The organism is Xanthomonas prunicola (assembly GCF_025266575.1).
GTDB lineage: Bacteria > Pseudomonadota > Gammaproteobacteria > Xanthomonadales > Xanthomonadaceae > Xanthomonas > Xanthomonas prunicola.
The window spans coordinates 983566-1009588 of sequence record NZ_CP096142.1 but is presented as its reverse complement, the minus strand read 5'-3'; the positions used below and the strand labels follow the sequence as shown (position 1 = coordinate 1009588).

Sequence of the window (26023 nt, the reverse complement as noted above, 5' to 3'; positions counted from 1 at the left end):
AAAGAACAAGAAGCGCAGAGCCAACGACGCGACGCGGCGCGTAGGCTGCCAAGAGCAGTCTACTTCGCGGTCGTTGAGGGGCATGTCATAGGCCAAGTTTGCAAGGCGCTGCAAGCGGCCTGTGTGCAAGGCAAGCAACTGCGTACCCGGCAGCAGCAAGCATGCAGTACATCTGCCTTATCCCACGCGACCGCACCGTGCCGGCTGGCAGGTGCGGTCGCGTGATCAGCGGTTGATCAGGCAGATTCCGGCAATGCGGAGTAGTCGGTGTAACCCTTGGCACCGCCGCCGTACATCGTTGCCTGGTCGAGTTCGGTCAGTGGTGCATGCTCGCGCAGGCGACGTACCAGATCCGGGTTGGCGATGAACGGGCGTCCGTAGGCGATCGCATCGGCATAGCCGCTGCTGATGGCGTGTTCGGACATGCCGCGGTCGTAGCCGTTGTTGGCGATCCAGGCGCCATCGAACTTGGCGCGCAGTGCGGCGTAGTCGAAGGCGATGTTGTCGCGCGGCCCGCCGGTCGCGCCTTCGATCACGTGCACGAAGGCCAGCCCACCGATCAGGTTGAGGCGCTCGACCGCACGCTCGAACAGCGGCTGCGGGTCGGAATCGTGCGCGCCATACACCGGGGTCACCGGTGACAAGCGCACGCCGGTGCGGTCGGCACCGATTTCGTCCGCAATCGCCTGCACCACTTCGGCAAGCAGGCGAGTGCGGTTTTCGATATCGCCACCGTAGGCGTCGGTGCGCTTGTTGGAGCTCTCGCGCAGGAACTGGTCGAGCAGGTAGCCGTTGGCCGCATGCACTTCCACACCATCGAAGCCGGCATCGATCGCGTTGCGTGCCGCGATGCGGTAGTCCTCGATCAAGCCGGGGATTTCGTCCAATGCCAGTGCGCGCGGCTCGGACACGTCCTCGAATCCGTTCTTGGTGAAGGTCTTGCCTTCCGCGCGGATGGCGCTGGGCGCAACCGGCACTTCGCCCGGGGGCAGCACGCTGGTATGCGAAACGCGGCCCACATGCCACAGCTGCAGCACGATCTTGCCGCCACGGCGATGCACTTCGTCAGTGACCGCGCGCCAGCCCTGGATCTGTTCCTTGGTGTGGATGCCGGGCGTATCCAGATAGCCCTGGCCTAGCGGACTGATCTGGGTGCCTTCGGCCACAATCAGGCCGGCGGTGGCGCGCTGTCCGTAGTATTCCGCGGCGAGCGGCGAGGGCACCTGGCCGGCGACGGCGCGGTTACGCGTCAGCGGGGCCATGATCACGCGGTTGGCAAGATCCAGCGCGCCCAGGCGCACCGGGGAGAACAAAGGGGATTCAGTGGATTTGGACATCAGCAACCAATCGAATTTGATCACGCGCCAGGCGCGACGCCGCGCCGATCGCGGTGCTCCATAGCGATGGTGGCGGACTCAAGCAGATTCGAGCGATGCAGATAGGACACAGCGTCTCCATCGCGTTGAACGCAATCCCACTGTGCCATGTTGGGTGCGGGCGCTGAATCGCGTCGAAGGGCGAGCTTTCCTGCTCTGCTGCATTGCACAATAATAGATCGCCTCGCCATCACTGGAGTCGGGCATGACCGATACCGATCTTTCTTCGCCACGCGTTCCTCGGCGCGACTACGTGCTGATCCTGCTTGCGCTGGCGATGGGCGGCTTTGCGATCGGTATCAGCGAATTCTCTACCATGGGCCTGATGACGCAGATTGCGCAGGGCTTGCAGATTAGCGAGCCACAGGTCGGCCACGTCATCAGCGCGTATGCGTTGGGCGTGGTGGTCGGTGCGCCATTGCTGGCGATTGTGGGTGCGCGCTGGCCGCGGCGTACCTTGTTGCTGCTGTTGATGGTGTTCTATGCCCTGGGCAACGTGGCCAGCGCATTGGCGCCGAGCTACCACACGATGCTGTTGTGCCGCTTTATCGCCGGGCTGCCGCATGGCGCGTACTTCGGTGTCGCGTCCCTGGTGGCCGCATCGATCAGCCCGCCCAATCAACGTGCCACTGCAGTGGGGCGGGTCCTGTTGGGTTTGAGCGTCGCGTTGCTGGTGGGCAACCCGCTGGCGACCTGGCTGGGGCAAATCGTGAGCTGGCGTTGGGCCTATGCCTCGGTGTCGGTGATTGCATTGGGCACGGTCGCAGCTGTGGCGATCCTGCTGCCACCGCAGCCCGACGAGCCGCGTCAGCAGCCGCTGCGCGAATTGCGGGCGTTCAATCAGCCGCAAGTGTGGCTGGCATTGGCGATCGGGGCAGTGGGTTTTTCCGGCATGTTCTGCGTCTTCAGTTACCTGGCGCCCACGTTGACTGCAGTGACCGGCGTTACTGCCGCGCGCGTCCCGTTGGCGATGGTGGCATTCGGTGTGGGCGGGGTACTGGGAAGCATCCTGGGCGGTTGGTTGTTCGACCGCATGCAGTTCCGCGCAGTGCCGGTGTTGCTGGTGTGGTCGGTGGTGGTGATGTTGACGTTTCCGCTGGCTGCGCAATCAGACGTATGGGTGTTCGTCTCCATCGTGGCGGTCGGCACCATGGGGGCGTTGGCGCCTGCTTTGCAGACACGCTTGATGGATGTGGCGGCAGAAGCGCAGACCCTGGCCGCAGCCTCCAACCACGCAGCATTCAATACGGCCAATGCGCTGGGTCCATGGCTGGGTGGGATGGCGATCACGGCGGGTTGGGGCTGGACCTCCACCGGCTACGTTGGCGCGGCCACTGCGCTCGGTGGGTTGCTGGTCTACGCATTGGCGGTGTGGCAGGAGCGTCGTCAACAGCGCACGGTGCTGGCGAACTGCTGAGGCGGCACACGCCAATCTGGGGGTGTGCACCTGGCACTGAGCGCTCGCAAACGGCTCGCAGCAGTTGGACAACGATGGGCGTGTTGCATCACCACGGCCATCTCACAGCCTGCCGGCGAGACTGCGCGCCAAATCAAGCGGACCGAACAGCGCCATGACTGAATTCACTCCACCGCCGTGGAAGCGCCCGAATCCCAAAGGCAAAGCGAAGTCGACACCGTTGACCGACGCGCAGAAAGCGGCCGCCAAACAGCGTGCCGAAGATGCCGGGCGTCCCTATCCGAATTTGGTCGATAACATGTGGGCCAGCCGTCAGCAGAAGTGATGTTGACCCGCTGTTGGCATGGATGAATTGCGATTCATCGCCTGCACGATGGCGTGAGGATGATGCCCACTTCGCTCACATATCGATTATGCAGGCGACGCGAGGATGAAGCCGTACACAACACGACGGCACTGCAATCAGTCCATCGATTGACTCACCTCCCGCCGCACGCGCAGTCGTTGCAAAGCGCAGCGTCGGTCCATTCCAGTAAGGAGCCACACATGAGCATTCAGAGCAAAACCGAGCACAGCCTCAACGACCTTATCGCCATCTCGCGCGACGGCAAGGACTTCTATGATGAAGCCGCAGGCAAGGTGGGTGATGCAGAGCTTGCGACGCTGTTCCGGCGCATTGCCGGCGTCAAGACCGACATCGTCAGCAGCCTGAGCAGTGTGGTCACCGCCGCTGGTGGTACACCGGAACAGCACGGCACCATGGTGGGCAGCATGCAGCAGTTCTACGGCAAGGTGCGCGCAACCCTGGGCGATACCAAGTATGGCTACGTGGCCGAGTTGGAAGAGTCGGAAGATCGCTTGCTGAAGGCGTTCGACGAAACCATCGCCGATCAGGACACCCCGGCCGCTGCACGCGAAGCCGCGCTTCGCCTGCTGCCGGAAGTGCGTGCTTGCCATGATGTGATGCGTAACCGCAAGCATGCGATGAAGAGCGCCGCATAACCTGCGCGCTTGACCGAAGTGCATCGTCACCGATCCGATGCAGCTCCGGGGTAAAACGATCAAGGCGGAGACGGGCAGCGCACGCTGCCCGTTTCTTTTTGTATCGCAACAGCGTGCAAGAGCACGACCTGACGCAGCAATCGCAGTTCCACGCATCGCAACAGGTTCCACGTCGGTAGCGCGCACGACGGCATATTCGGCAGGCAGCGCGTCTGCTAGTATCCGCCGCCTTTCTTCAGGCAGGCCCGCGGTGCGCGGTCGTGGCATCCATCCATGAAGCAGCAGTTCCTGTACCTGTCATCGGCCGACGCACAGTTGTCGCTTGGGCTTGGGGACGAAAAGACCACTGAACGCCTGTTTTTCGCTGTGATGGCCGATACGCCCACTGCCGAGCATGCGGCGCGGATTGCCGACAGCCTGCTGCAAGGCGGGTACGCGGAAGGCAAGCCGCTCGCACGCGAACGGCTGCATGTGACCCTGCATCATCTAGGCGATTACGCCGGTGGTTTGCCGCCATCGTTGGTGAGCCGCGCCAGTCAGGCCGCGGCGCGCGTGGCGATGGATGCGTTCGCAGTGGAATTCGACCGCGTGGGTACCTTCGGTGGCAGGCGCTCGCAGCTTCCCTGCGTGCTGCGTGGCGAAGAGCAGGTACGCGGGCTCTACGAGCTGCAAGGCGCATTGGGAAAGCAGCTTGCGCATGTCGGCATTGCCGGCGACGCGCAGTACACGCCGCACATGACGCTGCTGTACTGCAATCAGGCGGTGTCGCAACGGCGCTGCGATGCGCTTGCCTGGACCGTGCGCGACTTTGCGCTGGTGCGCAGCTTCCTTGGCCAGTCGCGCTACCAGATCGAAGGCCGCTGGTCGCTGCGCTGATGTGCATCGCCGCGCCTACGCGGTAGCCTGCGCGCATGGACATCCCCACGCCATTGCCGTTGCATGCCGATCACCTGGCCGCACTCGAACAGGCCTATGCCACACCGCCGCGCGCCTACCACCACTTCGGCCACGTGCGCGCGGTGCTGCAGCACTATGCGCAGGTCGCTGCCGGGCCGGGCTGGCGGCGGCCGGCAGAGGTATGGCTGGCGGTGCTGTTTCACGATGCGGTGTATCAACCCGGACGCAGCGACAACGAGGCGCAATCGGCATTGATGGCGGCCGAATCCATTCCACGCTGGTGGCCGCAGGCGCAGCTGGATGTCGAGCGGGTGCAGACACTGATCCTGCTCACTGCGCGGCATGGGCAACTGCAGCCGCAGGAGGTGGACGACGACGCCGCGCTGTTCCTGGACTGCGACATGGCGATCCTGGCCGCGCCAGCGGCGGTGTTCGATGCCTACGATGAGGCCATCGCCGAGGAATATCGCGGGCACGTGCCACGCCTGCTGTTCAAGCTCAATCGCCGCCGCTTCCTGGCCGGTGTGCTCGAGCAATCGCGCATCTTCCTGAGCGACTACTTCCATACCCATCACGACGCCGCAGCGCGCGCCAATCTGCGCCGGCGGCTGGGCCGCTGAGCGCATCGGCTCCATGCGATGTGCCCGGATGAGGCCGATGCGCACGCTACAATGGCCGGATGCACGACAGCGCTGCTTCCAGCCCCGACCCACGCCCGATCGCCCCACAGCCGCCTGCGCCCAACGAATGCTGCGAGAGCGGCTGCCCGCTGTGCGTCCACGATCTGTATGCCGAGGAGCTGACGCGTTACCGCCAAGCCCTGGCGGCCTGGGAAGCACGCCAGCCGGTTGTCAGCGGGCCAAAGGCACAATGAGCGAAGTCCTGCACTTCGCGCTGCCGCCTGGAACGATTATCTTTGAACCACTTTTCCCGATGGTGCGACATGCGACGACTTGAAATGTGGGGCGCGCTCTGCGGCGCGGCAATGTTGACGCTGTCGGGCATGGCCGTCGCGCAGGCGCCGGAACCGGTCAGCCATGGCCGCTTCGAGCAGGTGCCGGTGCTGATGCCCAAGGGCGAGCCGCAACGGGTGGTGATCTGGCTGGCCGGTGCGGGCAATGCCGCCAAGCGCCAGGCCCAGGCGGAAAGCCTGCGCGCCGACGGTGCGATGGTGGCGGTGGTCGATACCGCGCACCTGTACGCAGTGCTGCGCAAGGCCGGCGGTACCTGCACGTTCTCGGTGGGCGACGTGGAAAATTTCTCGCGCTACATGCAGGCCTTCTACCACATCCCCACCTATCGCCTGCCGCTGCTGGTGGGCGATGGCGAGGGTGCGGCGCTGGCCTATGCGATCGCTGCGCAATCCAAGCCGCATGTGCTGGCCGGCGTGCTGACCGACGGGCTGTGCCCAGCCAACGTAGCCAATCAGGCGATCTGCCAACCGGGTGTCAGCCCCGGCACCAACACGTTGCTGCCGCTACCGCTGCAGATTCCCTGGGTGCTTGCCGTCAGCCAGGACAAACGCTGCCCCGCGGCTGCCGAAGAGGGCTTCCTCAAGCAGGTGCCGCAGGCGCGCACCTTCCGACGGTCTGCGCAAGGCGACATCCTGCCTGGGCTGCGCGCCGCGGTCCGCTCGTTGGGCGCGCAGAAGGGTGTGGCATTGCCGCCGCCGCCGGGCGGTCTGGCGGATCTGCCAGTGGTGGAGCTGCCCGCTAAGCCGGACGGCGACAGCGACGACGACACCTTCGTGATCTTCGTCTCCGGCGATGGCGGCTGGGCCGGCCTGGACGAAGAAGTGGCCGACGCACTCGCCGCGCAAGGCATTCCAGTCGTCGGCCTGGATTCGCTGCGTTACTTCTGGACCGAGCGCACGCCGCAAGGCTTTGCTGACGACCTGGATCGCATTGCCCGCATCTATGCGCAGCGTTGGGACCGTCAGCGCGTGGTACTGATCGGGTTTTCGCAGGGCGCCGACGTGCTGCCTGCGGCGATCAACAAACTGCCCGCTACGACCAAGCAGAACCTGCGCATGACGGCACTGTTGTCGGTCGGCAAGCTGGCCGACTACGAGTTCCACGTCAGCAACTGGCTGGGCTCGGATGACGAAGGTCTGCCGATCGCTCCGGAAGTACAGCGTCTGCCGGCTGGTACCACGGTGTGCATCTACGGCCAGGACGACGACGACGCGCTCTGCCCGAGCCTGCCCGCCAACGTGGCCAAGCGGGTCGTATTGCCGGGCGATCACCATTTCAAGGGCGACTACGCGACCCTGGCCAAGACGATCATGGACCAGATGCACGCGCTGTCGAAGCCGTAAGGCGCGCGATACCGCTTGCTCTGATGCGCGCGCCGACGTGTCGGTGTCGGCGTATCGCCTCTGTACGTTGCTGCCAAAGGCGACGTACAGACGTTCGATGATTCAATCAGATGCCGCTCTTTCAGCGGCTGTTCGCCGCCGATGGCATGCGTGCAAGCGCCCGCAGCGACCGATGCATTCGCTCAGGACCTGCATTGATCAAACGCAGCGTTGGTCAGCTGCGCGGTGTCGCATCGGCTGTCGGCACACGCTGTGAATCCATCCCTGGAAGCTCGGTGGCGGCATCCACGCCGCCACACGGTCCGGGACACCGCGCTTCTACGATTCGCGGCCGTCTGTTGGCAAGCCAGAATTTCAGGAACTGACATGCGCCTGAGATTTCGACATCCGCCTTGGTGAGCGGCTAACCAATGCCCGCCAGATCCGCAGGTCTGGCGCCAGTGTTCCGCAAGGCCTTACTCCGGCCGTCCCGGATCCGCCGAGATCAGGCGGGTGACATCCAGCAACGCGGCCGGCAGATGCATGCCGCCGGGGGCGACCAGGTAGCGCGGGCGCCAGGTCGGTGCAAACTTCGACTTGAAGCGGCGTAGACCGCTGAAGCCATAGAAACGCTCGCCGTGGCGCGCGACCAGGCTGGCGAAGCGGTTCCAGCGCCCAGCCAGGCGATGCTCGGCCAGGCCGGACAACGGCGCCATGCCCAGCGAGAACCGTGTATAGCCGTTGGCCTGGCCCCACATGAACAATTCGATGAACAGGAAATCCATGGTGCCCTTCGGTGCCTGCGCGCTATGCCGCATCAGGTCCACCGACAGCTCGCCGCCGGCGGGCGCCCACCACACGTTGGCGAACGCCACGATCTGGCCTTCTGCCTCGGCCACGGCCACCGGGAAGCGCCGCAGGTAGTCCGCGTCAAAGCTGCCCAGCGAAAAGCCTTTCTCTTCGCCGGATTTTTCTTCCAGCCATTGGTCCGAGACCTCGGCCAGACGCGGCAGCACGTCATCCACCTGCTCGGGTTGCAGCATGCGAAAGCTCAGGCCACCGCGCTTGCCGCGGTTCCATGCCTGGCGCAGGTCGGCACGGTCGCGGCCTTCCAGGGTGAAACCTTCCAGCGGCACGATCGCCTCTTCGCCAAGCTTGACCAGGGTCAGCCCCATGTCGAGATAGGTCTGCCAGTACTTTTCGCCGACCTGGTAGAACACCGGGCGCAACCCCATATGGTCGGCTTCTTCGCGGAAGCGCCAGATCAGCGCACGCGCCACCTCCGGCGGGCCGACCGGGTCGCCCATCGAGATCAAGGAGCCGCCGTAGCGTTGCATCATCACAAAGCCGCTGCTCTGGTCATCCAGCAGGAACGCCTTGTCGCCGGTCAGCGCCAGGCAGGCCTGCGTATCGGTGCTGGTGGCCAGGATCGGTGCCAGCGTCTGCAGCGTCGGTGAATCGGCTGCGGGCATCGGGCGACGCCCGCCACGCAGCAAGCGCGCCATGCCGAAGACGATCACGCCCACGCACAGGATCAGCGCGGCACGTAACGCACGCGGCGCGTTGGCCGAGGTAGCGAACTGCCACCACAGATCGTTGCTGTATTCGACATGGCTGTAGACGAAGAACAGCAGCCAGAATGTGGCGACCAAGACCAGGCCAAGGTTGCTCAGCCAGCGCCACGACCAGGCTTCGTCCAGCAGGGCGCCCTGACGATAAAACTCGCGCCGCGCCGCCCACAGCGCCACCGCTGCCAGCGCCGCCGACAACGACACCGAGATATGGCTGCCGCGCAGCAGTGCCAACGGCGGCAGCAGCAAGCATACGCCCAGCGCCAGTACCCAGGCCGCATGGCTGCGGCGCTGCAAGCCCTGGCCAATGAGCAGCAGCAGCATGCCGCCCAGGCTGACCAGCAGATGCGAGGTTTCGATCAGCGGCAGCGGCGCCACTTCCTGGCGCGCGCGGGGTGTGGGCAGGGTGCCGTCGATCACCAGCGCCGCGCCCACGGCAAACACCGCCAGCGCCAGAATCTGCGGCAGCCACGGGCGCAAGGCCTTCCACACGGTCCGCGCGGTGCTGGCGCCGACGCGTACCGGCGCACCCAGCCCGGAGGCGGCCGCCATGGCCACCGAGATCAGCAGCGGCACGATGTAATACGTGACCCGGTAGGCCAGCGCCGCCGCCAGCACCGCGGCAGGGCTGACATGCGGCAGCAGTTTGAGCAGGCTCCACTCGAACACGCCCAGGCCGGCCGGTACGGTGGAGATCAGTCCGGCCACCACGGCCACGAGCCAGATGCCGATGAAACCGAAGTAGCCGGTGCCCGGGTCTGGCGGCAGCAGCACATAGAACGCAGCCGCGGCCAGGCCCAGCTCGACCACGCTGAGTGCGGTGACGCCCAGCACGGTGGTGCGGTCTGGTAACCAGAACCGATGGCTACGAATGCCGAACTCGCGGCCCTGTTTGCCGACCAGCACCAGCATGGCGACATAGCCGACCAGCAGGCCGATGCCGGCGATGCGGATGGCTTGCGCAGTGATCGGTAACGCGCGCGCGGCCGCTTCCGGTTCCAGCATCAGCGCCAGACCGAGCAGCACCCACGCCCCGAAGATGAAGCCAAGCGTGCTCATCAGCACGACCTGGCCGATCTCAGCCAGGGTCAGGCCCACGCTGCCATAGCCGCGCAGACGCACGGCGCCGCCGGTGAGTGCGGCAAAACCCAAGGTCTGCCCGACCGCATGCGCCATGAAGGCGGTAATGCCCACCCGCGCCGGATGTAGCTGCTTGCCGGTACGCTTGAGACCCACCCAGTCGAAGCCCACCAGGCACGCGTAGCTGCTCAAGCCGAGCAGCAGCGTCAGCGCGATCTGCCCGGCGCCCAGCGCACGGAAGGCATGCCGGATCTGGCGGTAGCCGTGGTCGGTGAACTGCGACGACAGCGCATGCAGGGCCATCGCCAGGATCGCCAGGCTGATGATGACCGGCAGGGCGCGACGCCAACCGCTGGCGGATGTTTCGGAAGAGGCGGGGGTATCCGTCATGAGGGCAACGGGATCTGCTGAAAGGGAAGGAGGGTGCATGCACGAGGCGTGCCGCGCGCGCATCTGCAGTGCATGTGCCGGTCGGGTGGGTGGTGCATGCAGCGTGGTTGCGAAGGTGCCGACATCCAGTGAACGCGTGGTTCGATCCTACCGACTTATTGCCTGTGCGGGCCGGCCGCGCGCATCATAGGGCAAAGCCGCACACAGGTGCCGAACGGACACGACAGGACTGCCATGACAGTTGGAAGGCAGACAGGCTGCTGATGCGCAATCCACCCGATTCCCCGACGTTTGCGGCCCCGGCGCAGGCACTGCCGCCGCGTTGGAGCGGCCACGCTGGCAGCATCGCCGCCACTGCGGGCCTGGCGTTCATCGGGCTGGTGCTGGCGCTGCAATGGCTGCGCAGCGACCTGTGGTGGGTGGATGCGCAACTGAGCGCCTATCTGCACGGCCCGTACGGCTTGTTGCTGCGCATCGCCTACTGCCTGCTGGCCGCCACGATGGCATGGCTGGCGCTTGGCCTGTATGCAGCATTGGCGCCGGCTGCGCGCAGTCGCACCGTACTGGGTCTGTTCTGGATGGCGGCAGTGGGCTTGTCCATGGTGTCGATCGGCGACAGCTGGCTGCCCGAGCTGGCGCCGCAGGCGGCCGCGATGGTGCATGTGTTGTCGGCCGATATGACGTTTCTGTGTGTGATTGCGGCGGTGTTGCTGCAGTCGTGGTATTTCCGCCGTGATCCGCGGTGGCGCGCGCATTTTCCCGCGGCCTTCCTGCTGGGCTGGGCCGCGTTTGCGGCGTTGCTGTTCCACGTCACCGTCACCAGCGCGCCCTTGGGCATCAGCCAGAAGATCGCCATCGTGCTGATCGTGGTCTGGATGGTACGGGCGGGCACAGTGTTGGCGCGCTGCGTGCGCGACGGGGCTGCACGTCTGCCGCATTCGCGGGACAATGCGGGCGTCAATCAACCGTAGGAAGTCTGAAAATGCTGCAGCGATTCGATGCGGGTCCGCGGATGTCCGAAATGACCGTCCATGCCGGCGTGTGTTACCTGGCCGGCCAGATTGCCGAGGACACCAGCGAAGACATCACCGGGCAGACCCGCCAGGTGCTGGGCGAGATCGACAAGCTGCTGGCGCTGGCGGCCAGCGACAAGACCAAGATCCTGCGTGCAGAAATCTTCCTTGCCGACATCGCCGATTTCGATGGCATGAACAAGGCCTGGGACGAGTGGGTGCCGCACGGTTTCACGCCTGCGCGCGCCACCGTCCAAGCCAAGTTGGCGCGCCCGGAGTGGAAGGTGGAAATCGTGGTGACCGCTGCGGCGGGCTGATCGCATCACCGAGTAAAGCGGGCTGATCGCATCACCGAGTAAAGCGATCGATAGGCGGTGCGCGCAACTGCACGCACCGCATCATTGCGACCGAGTGAGTGCTGCGCAGTTGTCACGATGCGCGCATGCACGCGGGTGCACGTGTCGCCGCCAGTCGTATCTGCAACGAATGCTGGCGGCGCGCGGTCAGCGCTTGACGAAGCGGTAATGCGCCACGCCCCATTCGCGGCCCTGGTCGTAGCCGAAGAGTTCCGCGCAGGCCAGCCAGAACATGCGCCAGCGCTGCCACCACCGCTGTGCGTCGTCACCGTAGGTCTGCTTCAACAACGGCATGATCCGGTCGCGGTGGCGGTCCTGGTTTTCCAGCCAGGCATTGGCGGTCTTTTCGTAATGTTCGCCTGATAGCACCCAGCGTTGTTCGATCACCACGTCCTGCTGGAAATGCAGCAAGGTGTCGGCCGCCGGCATCAGTCCGCCGGTGAAGAAGTGCCGGCCCATCCAGTTGTCTTCGCCGGCCACCTCGAACGGATAGGCCAGGTCGCGGTGGCAAAAAATGTGCACGAACAATTTGCCGCCCGGCGCCATCCAGCTGCTGACGCGTGCAAGCAACTCGCGGTAGTTGCGCATGTGCTCGAACATTTCCACCGACACCACGCGATCGAAGCCTCCCGGTGGCAGCGCCAGCGCGTTGACGTCGGCAGTGATCACCTGCACGTTGCTCAGCCCGCGCGCGGCACTGCTCGAGAATGTGCGCGCGCTGCGGGCGTGAGTTGGACACCGCAGTGATGCTGGCATTGGGATAGCGCTCGGCCATCCACAGGGTCAACGAGCCCCAGCCGCAGCCCAGCTCCAGAATGCGTTGACCATCGGCTAGTTGGGCGCGCTCGCCGTACAGCGCCAGCATGCGTTCTTCGGCGGCATCCAGATTCGGCGTGCTGGCGTCCCAATAGCAGCTGCTGTACTTGAGCCGGCGGCCCAGGCACAGGGTGAAGAACTGCGGCGGCAATTCGTAATGCTGGCGATTGGCCGCATCGGTTTCGATCGCGATCGCGCTGGCACCCAGGCTGTCGATGAAGGCGCGCTGGCGTTCGCCATTGGCATCGGCATCGCTGCCGCGCTCGTCGCGCAGGCGTTGCGCGCACAGGCGACGGATGCCGTAGCGCAACGCGGCGTCGGGCAGCACGCCGGATTCGGCGAGCCGCGTGGCGAAGGCTTCTTCAGGCTGCGTGGAGGGCGGGACGGTAACGGTAGACATGCAACTCTCCAGGCAACTCAGGACGAAGGGGGAAGCGGGAAGAACGCGCTGGTGCTGCGTTGGTACTGGGCGTAATCCTCGCCACGCGAGCGCAGTGCCTGCTGCTCGGTATAGGGAATGCCGGTGAAGCGATACAGGAACACGAACATCACCACCGGGCCGAGCGCGCACAGCGCCACCGGCCACGGCCCGGCACCGACGGCAAGCGCCAGATACGCGAACCAGTGCACGAACTCGAAAAAATAATTGGGATGGCGTGAGTAACGCCATAGACCGGTGCGGCAGGTCTTACCACGATTGGCCGGGTTGGCCTTGTGCGCCGACAACTGCCTGTCGGCCAACGCTTCGCCACCGACCGCGATCAACCACACGGCAATAGCGATGGTGGTCGATAGGCTCCAGTCAGGAGTCGGGTTGCTGGCAGCGGCCAGAAACGGCACCGCGAACAGCACCACCACCACAGCCTGGGCCAGGAAAAACCCGAGGAACTTGCTTTGGCTGCCATTCCAATGCGCGCGCAATGCGCGGTAGCGGCCATCTTCGTGCGGGTCGCCGAACACGCGCACGCCCAGATGCAGCGCCAGCCGCGCACCCCACACACCGCCGAGTACCGCGACCAGCACGCGCGGCAGCACGGCGCCATCGGACATCCATGCGCAGTACGGCGCAGCCACCGCCAGGCAGCCCGCCCACAACACATCGACCGGGCCGGCGTTGCCGCTGCGGCGTTGCCACAGCCAGCCGATCACCATCACCACGCTTGCGAACACGCCCACATGCAGCAGCGGCCAGGCATTCATTGCAGTTCTCCGGTGATGTGCTCAGGCAATGGTCGCGCCAGCCGACGTGCATACAGCGACAACACGCCGCAGGCCACGCTCCAACCGATGCCCACGGCAAGCACGGCATGCAGATGGGGCGATTGAAATTCCACCGCGTGCCAGCTGCGTTGCGCCAGCCAATACGAAAACGGCCCAAAGACGGCGCCGAGCAGCACCGCAAGCCACGACCGCTGCATCACCGTGGCCAGCGAATGATTGAGGGTGAGTGCAAAGCCCAGCCACAACGCCAGAATCCACGGCGGTGCCAGCAGGCTGCCTGGCCACGGCGCGGCGTAGCGCACCCAGTTGGCGGCGGCAAGCGTGGTGTCCAACAGCAACCCCAGCGACAACGCCGCGATCATCAACGGCACATCGCCGGGCGCGCGCCGCGATGGCCACAGCTGGTACAGCGCGAATACGGCCAGCGCCAGCAGCGTTGGCCAGATGCGGGCATGCGCAGCGGCGCTGACCGCCACCAGCCATAGCACTTGCAGGCCGAGGTAGTTGCCGAGCTGCTTCATGCGTCGGCAGCGAGGCCGGGCACGAACTGCGGCGGGCGCGCACCGGGCTTGCTCAGCCACAGATGCACATCGCCGATCGAGCGTTCCAGGAATCCGGCTTCGCAATACGCCAGGTAGAACTCCCACATGCGGATGAAGCGCTCGTCGTAGCCCAGCGCACGCACCTGCGGCAACTGCGCCATGAAGCGCTGCCGCCACGCGCGCAATGTCAGCGCATAGCTCGGGCCGATGTCTTCCAGGTTGAACAGGCGCAGATCGCCGGCGCGCGCGACTGCACCGGTCATCGCCGCGACCGAGGGAATGAAGCTGCCCGGGAAGATATGCCGTTTGATGAAATCCACCGAGTGCAGCGCCTGTTTGTAGCGGTGGTCTTCGATGGTGATGGCCTGGATCAGCGCCTCGCCATCGTCGGCCAGCAGGGTGCCGACCTTGGCGAAATACGTGTCAAGGTACTGATGGCCGATCGCTTCGATCATCTCGATCGACACCACACGGTCGAAGCGACCTTCCAGGTCGCGGTAGTCGCGCAATAACACCGTCACCCGATCGCTCAATCCGGCTGCAGCGATGCGTTGCGTGGCCAGCTCGAACTGCTCGCGCGAAATGGTGGTGGTGGTGATGCGGCAGCCGTGTTCGCGCGCCGCATGCAGCGCAAAGCCGCCCCAGCCGGTGCCGATTTCCACCACATGATGCTGCGGGCCCAGGCGCAATTTCTGGCAGATGCGTTCGAGCTTGCGCGTGGCCGCGCGCTCCAGCGCCGCTTCGCCTTGCGCTTCTTCGCCATCGACGAAGATTGCCGACGAGTACATCAGGTTTTCATCCAGAAACAGCTTGAACAGCGGGTTGCCCAGATCGTAGTGCGCGGCGATATTGCGCCGGCTGCCGCTGCGGGTATTGCGCGCAAACGTATGCAGGCTGCGCATGGCCCAACCGCCCAGGCGCGCGGTGCCGGTCTCCATTGCGTCCAACCGCTCACGGTTGCGCAGCAATAGACGCATCAAGGCAACCAGGTCATCGCACTGCCACTGTCCATCCATATACGACTCGCCCGCACCGACGCTGCCGTTGAGCGCAGCCTGGCGATAAAAGCCGGGATCGATCACGCGCAATTGCGTCTGCAACGCCTGCGCGCCGCTGGCCGTGCCCAGCGTGGTGACAGTGCCGCCTTCATGGAGCTGCAACTGCCCATCGCGCAATTGCCCAAGCGTGGCCAGCAGGCGCTTGCGCAGCAGACGGTCCGTCCAGGAGGCCGCGCGCGGCGCAGCGTGTTCGGGCAGGGACGTGGCGTTCATCGGGGTTCTCGCACAGGCGGGTGAGGGTGGTCGTGGACAGGATTGCCGCGCAGCCACAGGCGCAAGGCCTGCCAATGAATGGCGATCACCACCCAGACCGTCATCAACGGATAAGCCAGCAACGTACGCGCCAGGTTGCGCCCGGTGAGCGGTTGACGTTGCAGCACCAAGGTGGCGTCGAAGCGGCGCGTGCCGCTGTTGTCGATGGCGCCGCCGGCATCGTCGCCGACGGCGTCCAGCACATCCATGTGCACGCGCAACTGCGCATCGGGCACGTTGAAGCGCCAGTCGTAGCGATGCTGCATGCCCATGAACGGAGAAACGTGGAAGCGCTTGTCGAAGCGCCACGCGTGCACATCGCGATGCGTGCGCGCCTGCGCAACCGGCAGCACATAGGTGTGACGCTGCTGCCAGGGCGTGTTGGTGATTTCGGCCACGATCCAGCGCAGGCTGTCGTGGCGATCGAAGCAATAGTAAAAGCTGACCGGATTGAACACGTGGCCGAAGTAGCGCAAATGCGTCAGCAGCCGAATCGCGCCTTCGGGGCGCTCACCGGTGTGCGACTGCACGCAGTCGCGTACCGCCTGGTCCAGCGGAACGTGTGCATCGCCCAAATAATCGCTGCGGCGAAACTGCGCCAGGTTGGCGCGTCCCACCGACCATAACCAGCGCTGCGCAAACACCTGATCCAGTTCGGACAGATCCAGATACATCAAAAACAGGCGATAACGGAATTGCAGCGCTTTGGGCATGAATCGGCGATGCCGCACCCAACCGGTGTAGATCGCGCTGTGCAACGGCTCCACCACGCGACCGGCACCGTCGCCCTCGGCAGGGGGCAAGTGCACCGCGTCGGTGTGGGCTTCGCGCAGCAGCTGCATTACCACTGCACTCCCAGGCCTTGCGCCACATCCACGCCGCTGCGCAGGCCGTCTTCGTGGAAACCGAAGCCCCATGCGGCGCCGGCGAACCAGGTGTTCTGCACACCCTGGATCTCGGCCTTGCGCGTCTGCGCTGCCAGTGCGGCTGCGTTCTGTACCGGGTGGCGATAGCGCATGCGCCGCAGCACCTTGCTCGGGTCGATCTCGTGATCGCGATTAAGGCTGACGATGAACTGCTGCGGGGAGGTGATCGACTGCAGTGCGTTCATCCAATAGCTCACTGTGCAGGCGGCATTTGGATCGGCCGGCACGTGCGCGTTCCATGCCGCCCAGGCGCGCCGGTCGCGCGGCAGCACGCTAGCATCGGTGTGCAGTACGGTGTCGTTGTCCTGATACGTGATGCCGCCCAGGATCTGCTGCTCGGCTGGGGTGGCATCGCTGAGCAAGGCCAGCGCATCATCGGCGTGACAAGCCAACACCACGTGGTTGAAGTGTTCCTCGCAACGTGACGCCTTCACCACCACGCTATTGGGCGTACGGCGGATTGACTGTACCGGCGTTGACAGGCGTTCGATCACCTGCCAACGCCGACGCAGCGCACGCACGTAGCTATTGGATCCGCCGCGCACCACTTGCCATTGCGGGCGGCCGCTGAGTTGCAGCATGTGGTGATTGGCCATGAAGCCGATCAGCTGGCCCATGGGAAATTCGAGAATGGTCTGCGAGGGCGACGACCACAGCGCCGAGGCCATCGGTACCAGGTGCTGGTCGCGAAACGCATCCGAATAGCCGTGCCGCTGCAGGTACGCACCCAGCGTGCTGAAGCGCTCGTCGCTGTGCAGCACTGCCGGTGCTTGCCGATAGAAGCGGCGCAGGTCGGCCAGCATGCCCCAGAAACGCGGGCTCAGCAGGTTGCGGCGCTGGCAGAACAACCCGCCCAGGCTGCCGGCGTTGTATTCGAGCCCGCTGCGCGCATCGTGTACCGAAAAGCTCATCGTGGTCGGCTGCGCGGCGACGTCCAACTCGGCAAACATGCGTGTGAGCAGCGGGTAATGCTGCGGATTGAACACGATGAAGCCGCTGTCCACCGCGTAACGCCGACCCTCCAACAGGAGGTCGTGCGTGTGCGTATGCCCGCCCAAATAATCGGCTGCTTCGAACAAGGTCACTTCGTAGCGCCGCGACAACAGCCACGCTGCACCCAGGCCGGCGATGCCGCTGCCGACCACGGCAATCCTGCCCTCGCTCATCGCGTCACCCGTTCGGCGCGCTGGGTGAGCCCCTTCGGCATCGGCTTGAGATCCCATACCAGCCCCACCCATGACATCGCGGTGAGCCCGTACCAGGTCATGTCGTATTCCCACCATCGCAAGCCTTGGCGCGCGGAACCGGGGAAAAAGTGATGATTGTTGTGCCAGCCTTCGCCGAAGGTAAGCAGCGCCAGCAGCCAGTTGTTGCGGCTGTCGTCGCGTGTTTCGAAACGCCGGCTGCCGAAGCGATGCGCCAGCGAGTTGATGGTGAAGGTGGCATGGAACAGCGCCACAGTGGAGATCACAAACCCCCACACCAGCAATTGCGCACCGTTGGTCTTCAGCGCGGGCGCAGCATCTGCCAGCCAGTCGCCGAGCAGGTAGAGGCCCACCGCCAGAAACACCGGCATCACGATGTCGAAGCGGTCCATAAAGCGCAATTCGGCAAAGCGGCGCAGATCGGGGATCGCGTCCCAATCGGTGCGGAAATTGCGCGGGGTCAGGAACCAGCCGGTATGGCTCCACCAGAAGCCGTGCTGCGCTGGCGAATGCGGGTCGCGGCCGGTGTCGGTATGCCGATGGTGGTTGCGATGATGCGCTGCCCACCACAAGGGCCCGCGCTGCACGCAGGTGGCTCCGATGGCGGCGAAGACGAATTGCAGCATCCGCGAGGTCTTGAACGCACGGTGCGAAAAGTAGCGGTGATAAAAACCGGTGAGCGCGAACATGCGCAGCGCGTACAGCGCCACCGCCATGCCCACCGCAAACCAGGACGCACCGACCCAGAACACCGCCAGGCAAGCCAGATGCAGCGCAATGAAGGGCAGTGCACGCAGCCAGTCGACGCGATCGGCGCGCGCTTCGTCCAGGGGCTCGTCGGTTTGCGAATCCACCCAGCGACGCAGGCTGCCGATGCGCGCGGCCAACCCGCCACGCGGTGGCGTGGTTACAGACTGCGACGCTGCAGCGTGAGGGTCGGGGCCAGTACTCGGCACGCGTGATTCTCCATGGATAGTCGTGACCCAGTACGGACGCTGCCGGAAAACAGATGCACCAGGCCGTTTGATCGTCGCATGCATGGCTGGGGTTCGCTTGGCGGCGCGAATGAATCGCGCACCTGCGCACACATTGCCAGCACCAGACACTGCTGGCGCGGACGAGGCTGTTTTCCAAGAAATCCCGCTTGCGAAGCGCTCGCAAGCGGGGTCAGGCGTGCTGCATCAGGGCGCCATTGCCAGCGTGCTGATGCCACCCTTGGCAACCACCGTGCCGGTGGCAACGCCACCCGGTGCGCCGCCCGGCGGTTCCAGTGTGACGGCCAGGAGCGCGTCGTTGCTGAGCATGGGCATCAACTGATCGGGGATCTGCGCACGGCGTGCACGTTGATCGTCGAACGTGCCCATCGAATGTGCCTTGCCATCGGGGGTGATCAACCACAGCTCCGGCACCTTGTCGACGGTGGCGGTGCGGTCCAGCGGCGTCACCGTGATGGTGTGCTTGTCGGCATCCATCAAGGCCACGTAACCAGGGCGACCGTCTTCGGTGGCCAGGGTCGAGGTCATGGCGATCCCGGTTGCTGCGGGCGGTTTGGTGGTCTGCGGCTGGGTGACCGGAGTCTGCACCACCTCGCCGCTCGGCGGCGGCTGCACCGGTGCCGACGGCGTACGCACGTTGAGCAGGGCAAGCACGCACACCGCTGCGGTGGCCAGACCACCGACGCTGGCCCAGCGCCAGAACCGCACGTTGTTCCACAACGGTGCTGCCGGCGCATTGGAGCTGACCGGCACTGCAGACGGCACTGCGCGCAAGGGGGTATCGAAGCCCAGCGTCTGGCGCACGCGCGCCCACACCTGATCCGTTGGCGTCTCCGCGGCGATTTCTTCCAGCAGTGGCGCCAGCAGTTCCTGCCACTGCAGGACTGCCTGGGCGAACTGATCGTCGGTGGCAACGCGTTGTTCGGCCGCCAGGCGCTCTTCGGCGCTCAGCAGGCCAAGCACGTATTCGCCGGCAAGCACGTCGCGCGGCGGTTCCTGGTCGATGGGAAATGGCGTGCTCATCGTTCCAGACATGCCTTGAGTTTTGCCAGACCACGACGGATCCAGCTTTTGACCGTGCCGATCGGCGTATCGGTGCGCGCGGCGAGTTCTTCATAGGTGATGCCTTCGAAGAACGCAGTGCGGATCATTTCGCTGCGCGGCGGCTCCAGTTCGGCCAGACAATGATCGATGCGCCGGCGCGTGCTGGCGCGCTCGGTGCGCTCCAGCGGCGAGGCATCACTGGCACGCAGTTCGCCGGCATCGTCCAGCGCCACGTTGCGGCGCTGCGGCGCGTTGGCGCGCAGATGGTCGATTGCCTTGTTGCGCGCGATCATCGCCAGCCAGGTCAGCCCGCGTGCGCGGCTCGGGTCGAACTGCCCGGCCTTGTGCCAGATCAGCGTAAACACGTCCTGCAGCACCTCTTCGGCTTCGGCACGTTGCGGGATCATGCGCAGGCACACCCCGAACAGCTTGGGCGAGGTCTGCCGATACAGCGCTTCGAAAGCATGCCTGTCGCCGCCCGCAGTTGCGGTCAGCAGGCGTCCGGTCTCATCGTCGTCGTGGCCAGGAATGGCACTCATGCGTTCGGGCGTTGGGTTAGGTGAGCGCGATGCTACCGGACTGGGCTGAGTGTGTCTTTCACTTGCGCTGGAACCACAGCAGCACCGCGGCGAGCAGCAGCAGGATCTCCACGCCGGCAAGCGCAACAGTGGGTGCGGAGACCGGCCACAAACGCGAGAGCGAGACGCTACGGAACAGCACGATGGGGACATAGAACGCCAGTGCAACCACCAAGCCGGTGCGGGCTTGATCGATCCATGCGAAATAGCCGAACAGGAACGCCATGCCCAGTTGCAGACCGCCGTAGATGACCAGATATTCGGATTGCCCTGCCGGCGAGAGCTGGGTATAGCCCACCGCCGTTGCGGTCTTGGCCGGGGAGAGCGTGCACCACACCGCCAGGGCGAAGTAGAGCACTGCATTGATCCAGAGATAGGCTTTTGCCACGACGGTACTCCTGTGCGGGGAATGGGTGCCCGGGCCGTTGTACGCAACAGCGCGTGGTCGAACGTGAAGATGGCGCGGGCGCGGCTCACGGGGCGCTGCACGCCTTGGTTAGCGGCTGCTCGCGGGCCTGGCGTAATTCCTCGGCACTGGCCGCGCGCGGCGCTATCCGGGAAAACGATGCGCACGCGCGGATAGCGGCCGTTCGCATCGCGCAGATTGCCCACACCGCGGAATTCGAGCAGGCGCTCGTTGGCGATCGAGTAGCGCACCTCCAGCGACGGCACTGCCGCGCCGTACCAGGCATCCAGACTGATGCGGAAACGCCGCTGCCCGGCAGTATCGCCCATGCGTTCGACCCGGAAACCCAACTGTCGCTGCAGGCTGGGCAATACGAAATCCACCTTTTGCGGTGCGCTCGCAATGGCGTCCCACTGCTCGCGCAAATAGGTGTCGAACCCGGCGTCGATCACCCGTGCGCCGGTGCTGGGCGGCAGCGTGGTGCGGCGTTCGGGTTTGCCAGGGACAAGCTGAAACATTTCGCGCACGCCATCGCGTTGGCGCACGCCTTCGCGATACCCGTCGCGCCCGTCGATCAGGCTGAAGTCGGGTGAGCTGCCACCGCCGTCAACCTGCTTGCGCGCGAACGGTCTCCCGTCCGGGCAGCGGTACAGCACCAGCCGCCCGCCGTCGTCGAGCAGCCAATGCGACTCGCGATACCGCAACGCGCCGCTGTCGCCATCGAAGGCATCGCCATCCACTCGCGTCACTGCCGCTGCACTGAGTGGCTGGCTGCATAGCACTAGCAGCAGCATTGGCGGAATCGACCGGCAACGGATGGTGAACGCAGCGATGGCAGCGGCAAATGGGCGCATCGGCAGATCCTCGATGGGAGTGCATACCCATACGAGCGCGGCCGCAGCACGGATGCGCCGGCTGCGTCAGGACGTTCCTGACGGCACGGTGGTTGGAGCGCTGGGATCAATGGCCAGGCGTCGCTGGCGGCAGCGTGTGATGGCACCGGCGGTGTTAGCGGCGGCATGGAACCGTGCCGGAACGGCGGGGGCGTGCCGTGATGCGTCAGTGCGGCGGCAACAGGTGGTGTGAACACGTGTGGGCAAGCGCGCATGGTGCAGAGCGTTGGAGGTATGGGCGCATGACATTGCGCGCTCGCTCAGACCCTGCTTGCGCCGTGTGCGACCGCGACGCGATGTGCGCGAATCGGTGGCCGCGCAGGCATCGGCTGGGTGCGATAGCGGACTGAACGCCGCGCTCAGCCGGCTGGGTGCAACGCGATGCAATCCACCGGGCAGGCCGGCAGGCATAGCTCGCAGCCGGTGCACAGCGGCGCGATCACCGTGTGCATGTGCTTGGCCCCGCCGACGATGGCATCTACCGGGCAGGCCTGGATGCACTTGGTGCAGCCGATGCAATCGGCTTCCACAATCCAGGCGACCTGTGGGGGTTTGTGCGCGCCGCGGCTGCGATCGAAGGGGCGCGCCGGTACCTCCAGCACCTGCGCCAGGGCACGTGCGCCCGCATCGCCGCCGGGCGGGCAATGGTCGACGTCGGCCAGCCCGTCGGCCATGGCCTGCGCATAGGGGCGGCAGCCGTCGTAGCCGCATTGACCGCATTGGGTCTGTGGCAGCAGGCGATCGAGACGTTCGACCAGAGGGGGCGCGGGCACGGGCATATGCGATCAGTGCAGCGGATTGCCGCGATACCAGCGCTGTTGCGCCAGTGCCAGCATCGGCTTGTCTTCGCGGCTGTCGCCGTAGGCATGCACGCAGTCGTACTGCGACAGGTCATAGTGCGCGTGGATCTGCGCGGCCTTGTGCGGTCCGCAATCGCCGTCGGCATACCGCCCGCTCAGGCGGCCGTCGCTGTGGTCCAGCCGGTTGCAGATCAGCGACAGCCCATGCTGTGTGCACCACGGCTGCAGATACAGATCCAGCGAGCCGGACACCAGCACCACCTCATGCCCCTGCGCCTGGTGCCAGTCGATGCGCTGCATCATCTCTGCACGCAGCACGCCCGGCAGCGTGGTGCGCGCGTACTCGACACCAAGCGCGGCGATGTCATCCAGCAAGCGGCCGCTGAAGACCAGTCGCGTCACCCGCGCGCGCAAGGTTGCTGCGGACATCACGCCCATCCGATAGCCCAGCACCCACGGTCCCACCTGCCACTTCGCCGTCGCCACCTGCGCAGGCGTTGCCACCTTGCGCAGGAAACGCCCATAGGTGTCGCAGGTGGTGATGGTGTGGTCGAAGTCGAACAGTGCTAGGTGCATGAGGGGCGGGGATTGGGGAGTCGAGATTGGGGATTGGTTAAAAGCGCGGTGACTGGTTTGTTCCCCTCTCCCGCAGGTGGGAGAGGGGCTACTACAGCGTCGATCTATCTCCTTCTCGCGCTTGCGGGAAAGGGGCTGCTACAGCGTCGATCTATCTCCTTCTCCCGCGTGCGGGAGAAGGTGCCCCGCAGGGGCGGATGAGGGGACGCGCCAAGCACGCGTGTCAGGTCTCCCTCAACCATCAGCTCTGGCTTCTACGATTTCCGATTCCCGATTTCCGATTACCGCATTATCCAATGCCGCTTCACCGCACAGGCATGCCCGGCTGGGCGCCGCTGTCGGCATCCAGCAGCGCCAGGGCGCCGCCATCGAAGCCGGCCGACAGAATCATGCCCTCGCTGATGCCAAAGCGCATTTTGCGCGGGGCCAGGTTGGCGATGAACACCACGTTGCGGCCGACCAACGCTTCCGGCTCACCGTAGCTGGCGCGTATGCCCGAAAAGATCTGTCGCTTGCCCAAGTCGCCGGCATCCAGTTCGAAGCGCAGCAGCTTGTCCGAGCCTTCCACGAATTCGCACACCAGCACCTTGCCGATACGCAGGTCGAGCTTGGCGAAATCGTCCATGCCAATAAGATCTGGATGCGAGACGGAGGCCAGGGGATTGGCCGGCGTGGCCGCTTTTGCTTCGGTGTTGGCCACCTTTGCAGCGCTGACGGTGGCCGCAGTCGGGGCTGCAGGCGCGGCGAGGGTGTCTTTTGAAGCGTCGGTCATGGCGTCGATCAGTTTGGGGTCGATACGGGTGAACAGGGCGGTGTAGGGCTGTATCACGTGCGCGGTCAGCGGGCGGGCGACGTCTTCCCAGCTGGTCATCGGTGCCGACAGGAAGGCTTCGGCCTCGGCACAGGTCCGCGGCAGGATCGGCTTGAGCGCGGCCACCAGGATGCGGAACAGGTTCAGGCCCTGTGTGCACACCGATTGCAGCTGCGCATCGGCGCCGTCCTGCTTGGCGATCACCCACGGCTTGGTGTCGTCGATGTACTTGTTGGCCTCGTCGGCCAGCGCCATGGTCTGGCGGATCGCGCTGGCCGCGTCGTTACGCTCGTAGGCTTCGCGGATCGGCGCCAGTGCGGCGACGAAGCGGTCGTACTGCACGGCATCGGGCAGCGCTTCGGCCAGCTTGCCGTCGAAGCGCTTGCCGATGAAGCCCGCGCAGCGGCTGGCCAGGTTGACGAACTTGCCGACCAGATCGGCATTCACCCGCGCAATGAAATCGCCCAGGTTGAGGTCCAGATCGTCCACGCCGCCGGAAGACTTGGCTGCGAAGTAATAGCGCAGCGCCTCCGGTTCCAGGCCGACATCCAGGAAGGTCCGCGCCATCACGAAGGTGCCGCGCGACTTGGACATCTTGGCGCCGTCCACGGTCAGATAGCCATTGACGTGCAGGCGCGTCGGCGCGCGGTGGCCGGTGCCGTGCAGTACCGCCGGCCAGAACAGACCGTGGAAATTGACGATGTCCTTGCCGATGAAGTGATGCAGTTCGGTCTGCGTGCCGGCCACCAGGTGCGCGTCGACGTCTTCGCCCATCTGCGCGCACAGCGTCTTGAAGCTGCACAGGTAGCCGATCGGCGCATCCAGCCACACGTAGAAGTACTTGCCCGGCTGGCCGGGAATCTGGAAACCGAAATACGGCGCATCGCGCGAGATGTCCCAGGCGCGCAGGCCGCCTTCGGTGTCCAGCCATTCCTTGAGCTTGGCCTTGACGCCCGGCAATGCCACGTCGCCAGCGAGCCACTCGCGCAGGAAACCGTCGAAATGGCCCACTTCGAAGAAGAAATGCTCCGAATCGCGCAGCTCCGGCGTGGCACCGGAAATCACCGATTTGGGCTCTTTCAACTCGGTCGGTGCGTAGGTGGCACCGCAGACCTCGCAGTTGTCGCCGTACTGGTCGGCGCTGCCGCAGTTGGGGCAGATGCCCTTGATGTAGCGGTCCGGCAGGAACATGCCCTTGGCTGGGTCGTAGAACTGCGCCACCGAGCGGCGGCTGATGTGGCCGGCCGCTTCCAGCCTGGCGTAGAAGGCCTCGGTCAGCGCGCGGTTGACCGGCGAATTGGTCGAGTCGTAATGATCGAAGGTCACCCCGAACGCGGCGAAATCGCGCTCATGGCTGGCCTGGATGTTGGCGATGAAGGCTTCGGGGGTCACCCCGGCCTTCTCGGCAGCGAGCATGATCGGCGTGCCGTGGGTGTCGTCGGCGCAGACGAACCAGGTCTTGTCGCCGCGCAACCGGCGCGCGCGCACCCAGATATCGGCCTGGATATAGCCGACCAGATGGCCAAGATGCAGCGGCCCGTTGGCGTAGGGCAGGGCGGTGGTGACGAGTGCGGTGCGGGTCATGGCAGGCGTAATGCGGGGGACAGCCGATTATCGCATTAGTCGAGAGCAGGGATTGGGGCTGGGAATCGGGAATCGGGATTGGGGAATCGGTCAAAGCAGGATCATGCGGCCGTGTTGTCGAGGCGCGCAGGTGTTGGTCGCGCATGTAACGTCAGGATGGACACACGCAAAAAAGGCGCCCTCACGGGCGCCTGCTCTTACCGAATCCCCAATCCCGATTCCCGACTATTCACGTACCCAGGTCTGAGTACGGCCCAGCGCTTCGATGCCGATATAACCGCGCATCTGCAGTTTCTTGCCGCCGTCGGTCAAGGTGAGCTTGGCCTTGTAGGTCTTGCCCTTGGCCGGGTCCAGCACCGAGCCACCATCCCATACGGCAGTGCCGTCGGCCTTGAGGCCCCACAGGATGGTCATGCCCTTGATCGGCTTGCCCTTCAGCGCGCCATCGCACTTGTCGCAGGTCGGGTTGGGCCCATGGTTGGACTGCAGGATCTCGACCACCTTGCCGCTCAGCGTGCCGTTGGTGGCCTGTTCGATCTGCACCACCGACTTGGGCTTGCCGGTCTCGTCGTCGATGGTCTTCCAGCGGCCCACCGGCGAATCGGACGCCTGGGCCAGCAGCGAGGCGGCGGCCAGCGGCAGGGCCACCATCAGGGTCTTGAAGGTCTTGCGCATGTGTCCCCTCCCAGGGATTGCTGTGGCCGCCGTCGGCGGCCTGATGACGAATGTATACCGTGGGGTATGGTGCGGGAAAGACGCGCTGCGGGATGCGTTCATGCCGCGCGGCGGCGGTGCCGCAGCTGCGCCGCTCCCACTGAGAACGCCGGCTGCGCAGGCTGACCGCTTGCGGGCCGGCGCTCCGTCGGCAGATTCCGTCGTGCGACGTGCGTTGTCCGACATCCGGGAGGGCGGGTGAAC

General features: G+C 65.2%; 24 protein-coding genes and 2 pseudogenes. 9 read left to right on the top strand and 17 right to left on the bottom strand.

All coding sequences use genetic code 11. From position 1 onward, the window contains the following. Window positions 1-236: 236 nt before the first annotated feature. Window positions 237-1361 (bottom strand): alkene reductase, encoded by a 1125-nt coding sequence (locus M0D43_RS04220; protein ID WP_252163673.1) that lies wholly within the window; start codon window positions 1359-1361, stop codon window positions 237-239. Window positions 1362-1581: 220 nt separating this feature from the next. Between M0D43_RS04220 and M0D43_RS04215 the strand changes: the two genes are divergently transcribed. The 7 genes from M0D43_RS04215 to M0D43_RS04185 all read left to right on the top strand — a co-directional run bounded on the left by M0D43_RS04215 (window position 1582) and on the right by M0D43_RS04185 (window position 7009). Next, the gene (locus tag M0D43_RS04215) at window positions 1582-2793 is read left to right on the top strand and encodes an MFS transporter (RefSeq protein ID WP_252163672.1); all 1212 of its coding nucleotides are present in this window, start codon (window positions 1582-1584) and stop codon (window positions 2791-2793) included. Between the two features lie 154 nt (window positions 2794-2947). Beyond that, window positions 2948-3118, top strand: coding sequence for a hypothetical protein (locus M0D43_RS04210; RefSeq protein WP_252163671.1), 171 nt, complete (start codon window positions 2948-2950; stop codon window positions 3116-3118). Window positions 3119-3339: 221 nt separating this feature from the next. Further along, window positions 3340-3795, top strand: a complete 456-nt coding sequence (locus M0D43_RS04205) for a PA2169 family four-helix-bundle protein (protein ID WP_252163670.1) — start codon at window positions 3340-3342, stop codon at window positions 3793-3795. A gap of 273 nt (window positions 3796-4068) precedes the next feature. After that, window positions 4069-4671, top strand: coding sequence for an RNA 2',3'-cyclic phosphodiesterase (gene thpR / locus M0D43_RS04200; protein WP_252163669.1), 603 nt, complete (start codon window positions 4069-4071; stop codon window positions 4669-4671). A gap of 35 nt (window positions 4672-4706) precedes the next feature. Continuing rightward, entirely contained in the window at window positions 4707-5312 is a 606-nt protein-coding gene (locus tag M0D43_RS04195; protein WP_252163668.1) for an HD domain-containing protein, read from the top strand. A gap of 59 nt (window positions 5313-5371) precedes the next feature. Next, window positions 5372-5566: an oxidoreductase-like domain-containing protein gene (locus M0D43_RS04190; protein ID WP_011258646.1), complete on the top strand. Its 195-nt coding sequence runs from the start codon at window positions 5372-5374 to the stop codon at window positions 5564-5566. A gap of 69 nt (window positions 5567-5635) precedes the next feature. After that, a complete protein-coding gene (locus M0D43_RS04185) occupies window positions 5636-7009 on the top strand; it encodes a virulence factor (RefSeq protein WP_252163667.1) in 1374 nt (457 codons plus the stop codon). 455 nt (window positions 7010-7464) lie between these two features. Here M0D43_RS04185 and mprF read toward each other — a convergent pair whose 3' ends face one another. Continuing rightward, window positions 7465-10029, bottom strand: a complete 2565-nt coding sequence (mprF, locus tag M0D43_RS04180) for a bifunctional lysylphosphatidylglycerol flippase/synthetase MprF (protein ID WP_252163666.1) — start codon at window positions 10027-10029, stop codon at window positions 7465-7467. Window positions 10030-10121: 92 nt separating this feature from the next. Between mprF and M0D43_RS04175 the strand changes: the two genes are divergently transcribed. Together M0D43_RS04175 and M0D43_RS04170 are read left to right on the top strand one after the other, a co-directional pair. Next, window positions 10122-11000 carry a DUF998 domain-containing protein gene (locus M0D43_RS04175; protein WP_313905071.1) on the top strand — a complete coding sequence of 293 codons (879 nt, stop codon included), beginning with the start codon at window positions 10122-10124 and terminating at the stop codon, window positions 10998-11000. 11 nt (window positions 11001-11011) lie between these two features. After that, window positions 11012-11359 (top strand): RidA family protein, encoded by a 348-nt coding sequence (locus tag M0D43_RS04170; protein WP_252163664.1) that lies wholly within the window; start codon window positions 11012-11014, stop codon window positions 11357-11359. A 186-nt stretch (window positions 11360-11545) separates the two neighbouring features. Here the strand turns inward: M0D43_RS04170 and M0D43_RS04165 are convergent. The 15 genes and pseudogenes from M0D43_RS04165 to M0D43_RS04095 all read right to left on the bottom strand — a co-directional run bounded on the left by M0D43_RS04165 (window position 11546) and on the right by M0D43_RS04095 (window position 25780). After that, window positions 11546-12614, bottom strand: a pseudogene (locus M0D43_RS04165) (SAM-dependent methyltransferase). Between the two features lie 17 nt (window positions 12615-12631). Further along, window positions 12632-13414: a DUF1295 domain-containing protein gene (locus M0D43_RS04160; RefSeq protein WP_260807986.1), complete on the bottom strand. Its 783-nt coding sequence runs from the start codon at window positions 13412-13414 to the stop codon at window positions 12632-12634. Beyond that, window positions 13411-13956: a DUF2878 domain-containing protein gene (locus M0D43_RS04155; protein ID WP_252163662.1), complete on the bottom strand. Its 546-nt coding sequence runs from the start codon at window positions 13954-13956 to the stop codon at window positions 13411-13413. The genes M0D43_RS04160 and M0D43_RS04155 overlap by 4 nt, the downstream gene beginning before the upstream one ends. Further along, window positions 13953-15248, bottom strand: a complete 1296-nt coding sequence (locus tag M0D43_RS04150) for an SAM-dependent methyltransferase (RefSeq protein ID WP_252163661.1) — start codon at window positions 15246-15248, stop codon at window positions 13953-13955. Before M0D43_RS04150 ends, M0D43_RS04155 begins: the two co-directional genes overlap by 4 nt. Next, the gene (locus M0D43_RS04145) at window positions 15245-16129 is read right to left on the bottom strand and encodes a DUF1365 domain-containing protein (protein ID WP_252163660.1); all 885 of its coding nucleotides are present in this window, start codon (window positions 16127-16129) and stop codon (window positions 15245-15247) included. The genes M0D43_RS04150 and M0D43_RS04145 overlap by 4 nt, the downstream gene beginning before the upstream one ends. Continuing rightward, window positions 16129-17379, bottom strand: a complete 1251-nt coding sequence (locus M0D43_RS04140; RefSeq protein ID WP_260807985.1) for an NAD(P)/FAD-dependent oxidoreductase — start codon at window positions 17377-17379, stop codon at window positions 16129-16131. Before M0D43_RS04140 ends, M0D43_RS04145 begins: the two co-directional genes overlap by 1 nt. Continuing rightward, window positions 17376-18374 carry an acyl-CoA desaturase gene (locus M0D43_RS04135; RefSeq protein WP_252163658.1) on the bottom strand — a complete coding sequence of 333 codons (999 nt, stop codon included), beginning with the start codon at window positions 18372-18374 and terminating at the stop codon, window positions 17376-17378. The genes M0D43_RS04140 and M0D43_RS04135 overlap by 4 nt, the downstream gene beginning before the upstream one ends. Before the next feature lie 225 nt (window positions 18375-18599). Continuing rightward, the gene (locus M0D43_RS04130; RefSeq protein ID WP_252163657.1) at window positions 18600-19436 is read right to left on the bottom strand and encodes an anti-sigma factor; all 837 of its coding nucleotides are present in this window, start codon (window positions 19434-19436) and stop codon (window positions 18600-18602) included. Beyond that, a complete protein-coding gene (locus tag M0D43_RS04125; RefSeq protein ID WP_252163656.1) occupies window positions 19433-19996 on the bottom strand; it encodes a sigma-70 family RNA polymerase sigma factor in 564 nt (187 codons plus the stop codon). The genes M0D43_RS04130 and M0D43_RS04125 overlap by 4 nt, the downstream gene beginning before the upstream one ends. A 58-nt stretch (window positions 19997-20054) precedes the next feature. Next, complete coding sequence (locus tag M0D43_RS04120) at window positions 20055-20423, bottom strand: DUF4345 domain-containing protein (protein WP_252163655.1); 369 nt, start codon at window positions 20421-20423, stop codon at window positions 20055-20057. 85 nt (window positions 20424-20508) lie between these two features. After that, window positions 20509-21295 (bottom strand): annotated as a pseudogene (locus M0D43_RS04115) (hypothetical protein). A gap of 398 nt (window positions 21296-21693) precedes the next feature. Next, a complete protein-coding gene (rnfB, locus tag M0D43_RS04110) occupies window positions 21694-22113 on the bottom strand; it encodes an Rnf electron transport complex subunit RnfB (protein WP_252163653.1) in 420 nt (139 codons plus the stop codon). Window positions 22114-22119: 6 nt separating this feature from the next. Beyond that, a complete protein-coding gene (locus M0D43_RS04105; protein ID WP_252163652.1) occupies window positions 22120-22710 on the bottom strand; it encodes an HAD family hydrolase in 591 nt (196 codons plus the stop codon). Window positions 22711-23014: 304 nt separating this feature from the next. Beyond that, complete coding sequence (metG, locus tag M0D43_RS04100) at window positions 23015-25105, bottom strand: methionine--tRNA ligase (protein ID WP_260807984.1); 2091 nt, start codon at window positions 25103-25105, stop codon at window positions 23015-23017. 225 nt (window positions 25106-25330) lie between these two features. After that, window positions 25331-25780 carry a DUF2147 domain-containing protein gene (locus tag M0D43_RS04095; protein WP_252163651.1) on the bottom strand — a complete coding sequence of 150 codons (450 nt, stop codon included), beginning with the start codon at window positions 25778-25780 and terminating at the stop codon, window positions 25331-25333. Window positions 25781-26023: the final 243 nt, after the last annotated feature.

What these genes read in the sequence shown, in the direction of transcription:
- M0D43_RS04185 (WP_252163667.1), top strand. Translation starts at nt 5,636, where the DNA reads ATGCGACGACTTGAAATGTGGGGCGCGCTCTGCGGCGCGGCAATGTTG.
- rnfB (WP_252163653.1), bottom strand. Translation starts at nt 22,113, where the DNA reads ATGCCCGTGCCCGCGCCCCCTCTGGTCGAACGTCTCGATCGCCTGCTG.
- M0D43_RS04130 (WP_252163657.1), bottom strand. Translation starts at nt 19,436, where the DNA reads ATGAGCACGCCATTTCCCATCGACCAGGAACCGCCGCGCGACGTGCTT.
- mprF (WP_252163666.1), bottom strand. Translation starts at nt 10,029, where the DNA reads ATGACGGATACCCCCGCCTCTTCCGAAACATCCGCCAGCGGTTGGCGT.
- M0D43_RS04105 (WP_252163652.1), bottom strand. Translation starts at nt 22,710, where the DNA reads ATGCACCTAGCACTGTTCGACTTCGACCACACCATCACCACCTGCGAC.
- M0D43_RS04215 (WP_252163672.1), top strand. Translation starts at nt 1,582, where the DNA reads ATGACCGATACCGATCTTTCTTCGCCACGCGTTCCTCGGCGCGACTAC.
- M0D43_RS04095 (WP_252163651.1), bottom strand. Translation starts at nt 25,780, where the DNA reads ATGCGCAAGACCTTCAAGACCCTGATGGTGGCCCTGCCGCTGGCCGCC.
- M0D43_RS04125 (WP_252163656.1), bottom strand. Translation starts at nt 19,996, where the DNA reads ATGAGTGCCATTCCTGGCCACGACGACGATGAGACCGGACGCCTGCTG.
- M0D43_RS04190 (WP_011258646.1), top strand. Translation starts at nt 5,372, where the DNA reads ATGCACGACAGCGCTGCTTCCAGCCCCGACCCACGCCCGATCGCCCCA.
- thpR (WP_252163669.1), top strand. Translation starts at nt 4,069, where the DNA reads ATGAAGCAGCAGTTCCTGTACCTGTCATCGGCCGACGCACAGTTGTCG.
- M0D43_RS04210 (WP_252163671.1), top strand. Translation starts at nt 2,948, where the DNA reads ATGACTGAATTCACTCCACCGCCGTGGAAGCGCCCGAATCCCAAAGGC.
- M0D43_RS04155 (WP_252163662.1), bottom strand. Translation starts at nt 13,956, where the DNA reads ATGAAGCAGCTCGGCAACTACCTCGGCCTGCAAGTGCTATGGCTGGTG.
- M0D43_RS04150 (WP_252163661.1), bottom strand. Translation starts at nt 15,248, where the DNA reads ATGAACGCCACGTCCCTGCCCGAACACGCTGCGCCGCGCGCGGCCTCC.
- M0D43_RS04205 (WP_252163670.1), top strand. Translation starts at nt 3,340, where the DNA reads ATGAGCATTCAGAGCAAAACCGAGCACAGCCTCAACGACCTTATCGCC.
- M0D43_RS04195 (WP_252163668.1), top strand. Translation starts at nt 4,707, where the DNA reads ATGGACATCCCCACGCCATTGCCGTTGCATGCCGATCACCTGGCCGCA.
- M0D43_RS04160 (WP_260807986.1), bottom strand. Translation starts at nt 13,414, where the DNA reads ATGAATGCCTGGCCGCTGCTGCATGTGGGCGTGTTCGCAAGCGTGGTG.
- metG (WP_260807984.1), bottom strand. Translation starts at nt 25,105, where the DNA reads ATGACCCGCACCGCACTCGTCACCACCGCCCTGCCCTACGCCAACGGG.
- M0D43_RS04170 (WP_252163664.1), top strand. Translation starts at nt 11,012, where the DNA reads ATGCTGCAGCGATTCGATGCGGGTCCGCGGATGTCCGAAATGACCGTC.
- M0D43_RS04145 (WP_252163660.1), bottom strand. Translation starts at nt 16,129, where the DNA reads ATGCAGCTGCTGCGCGAAGCCCACACCGACGCGGTGCACTTGCCCCCT.
- M0D43_RS04140 (WP_260807985.1), bottom strand. Translation starts at nt 17,379, where the DNA reads ATGAGCGAGGGCAGGATTGCCGTGGTCGGCAGCGGCATCGCCGGCCTG.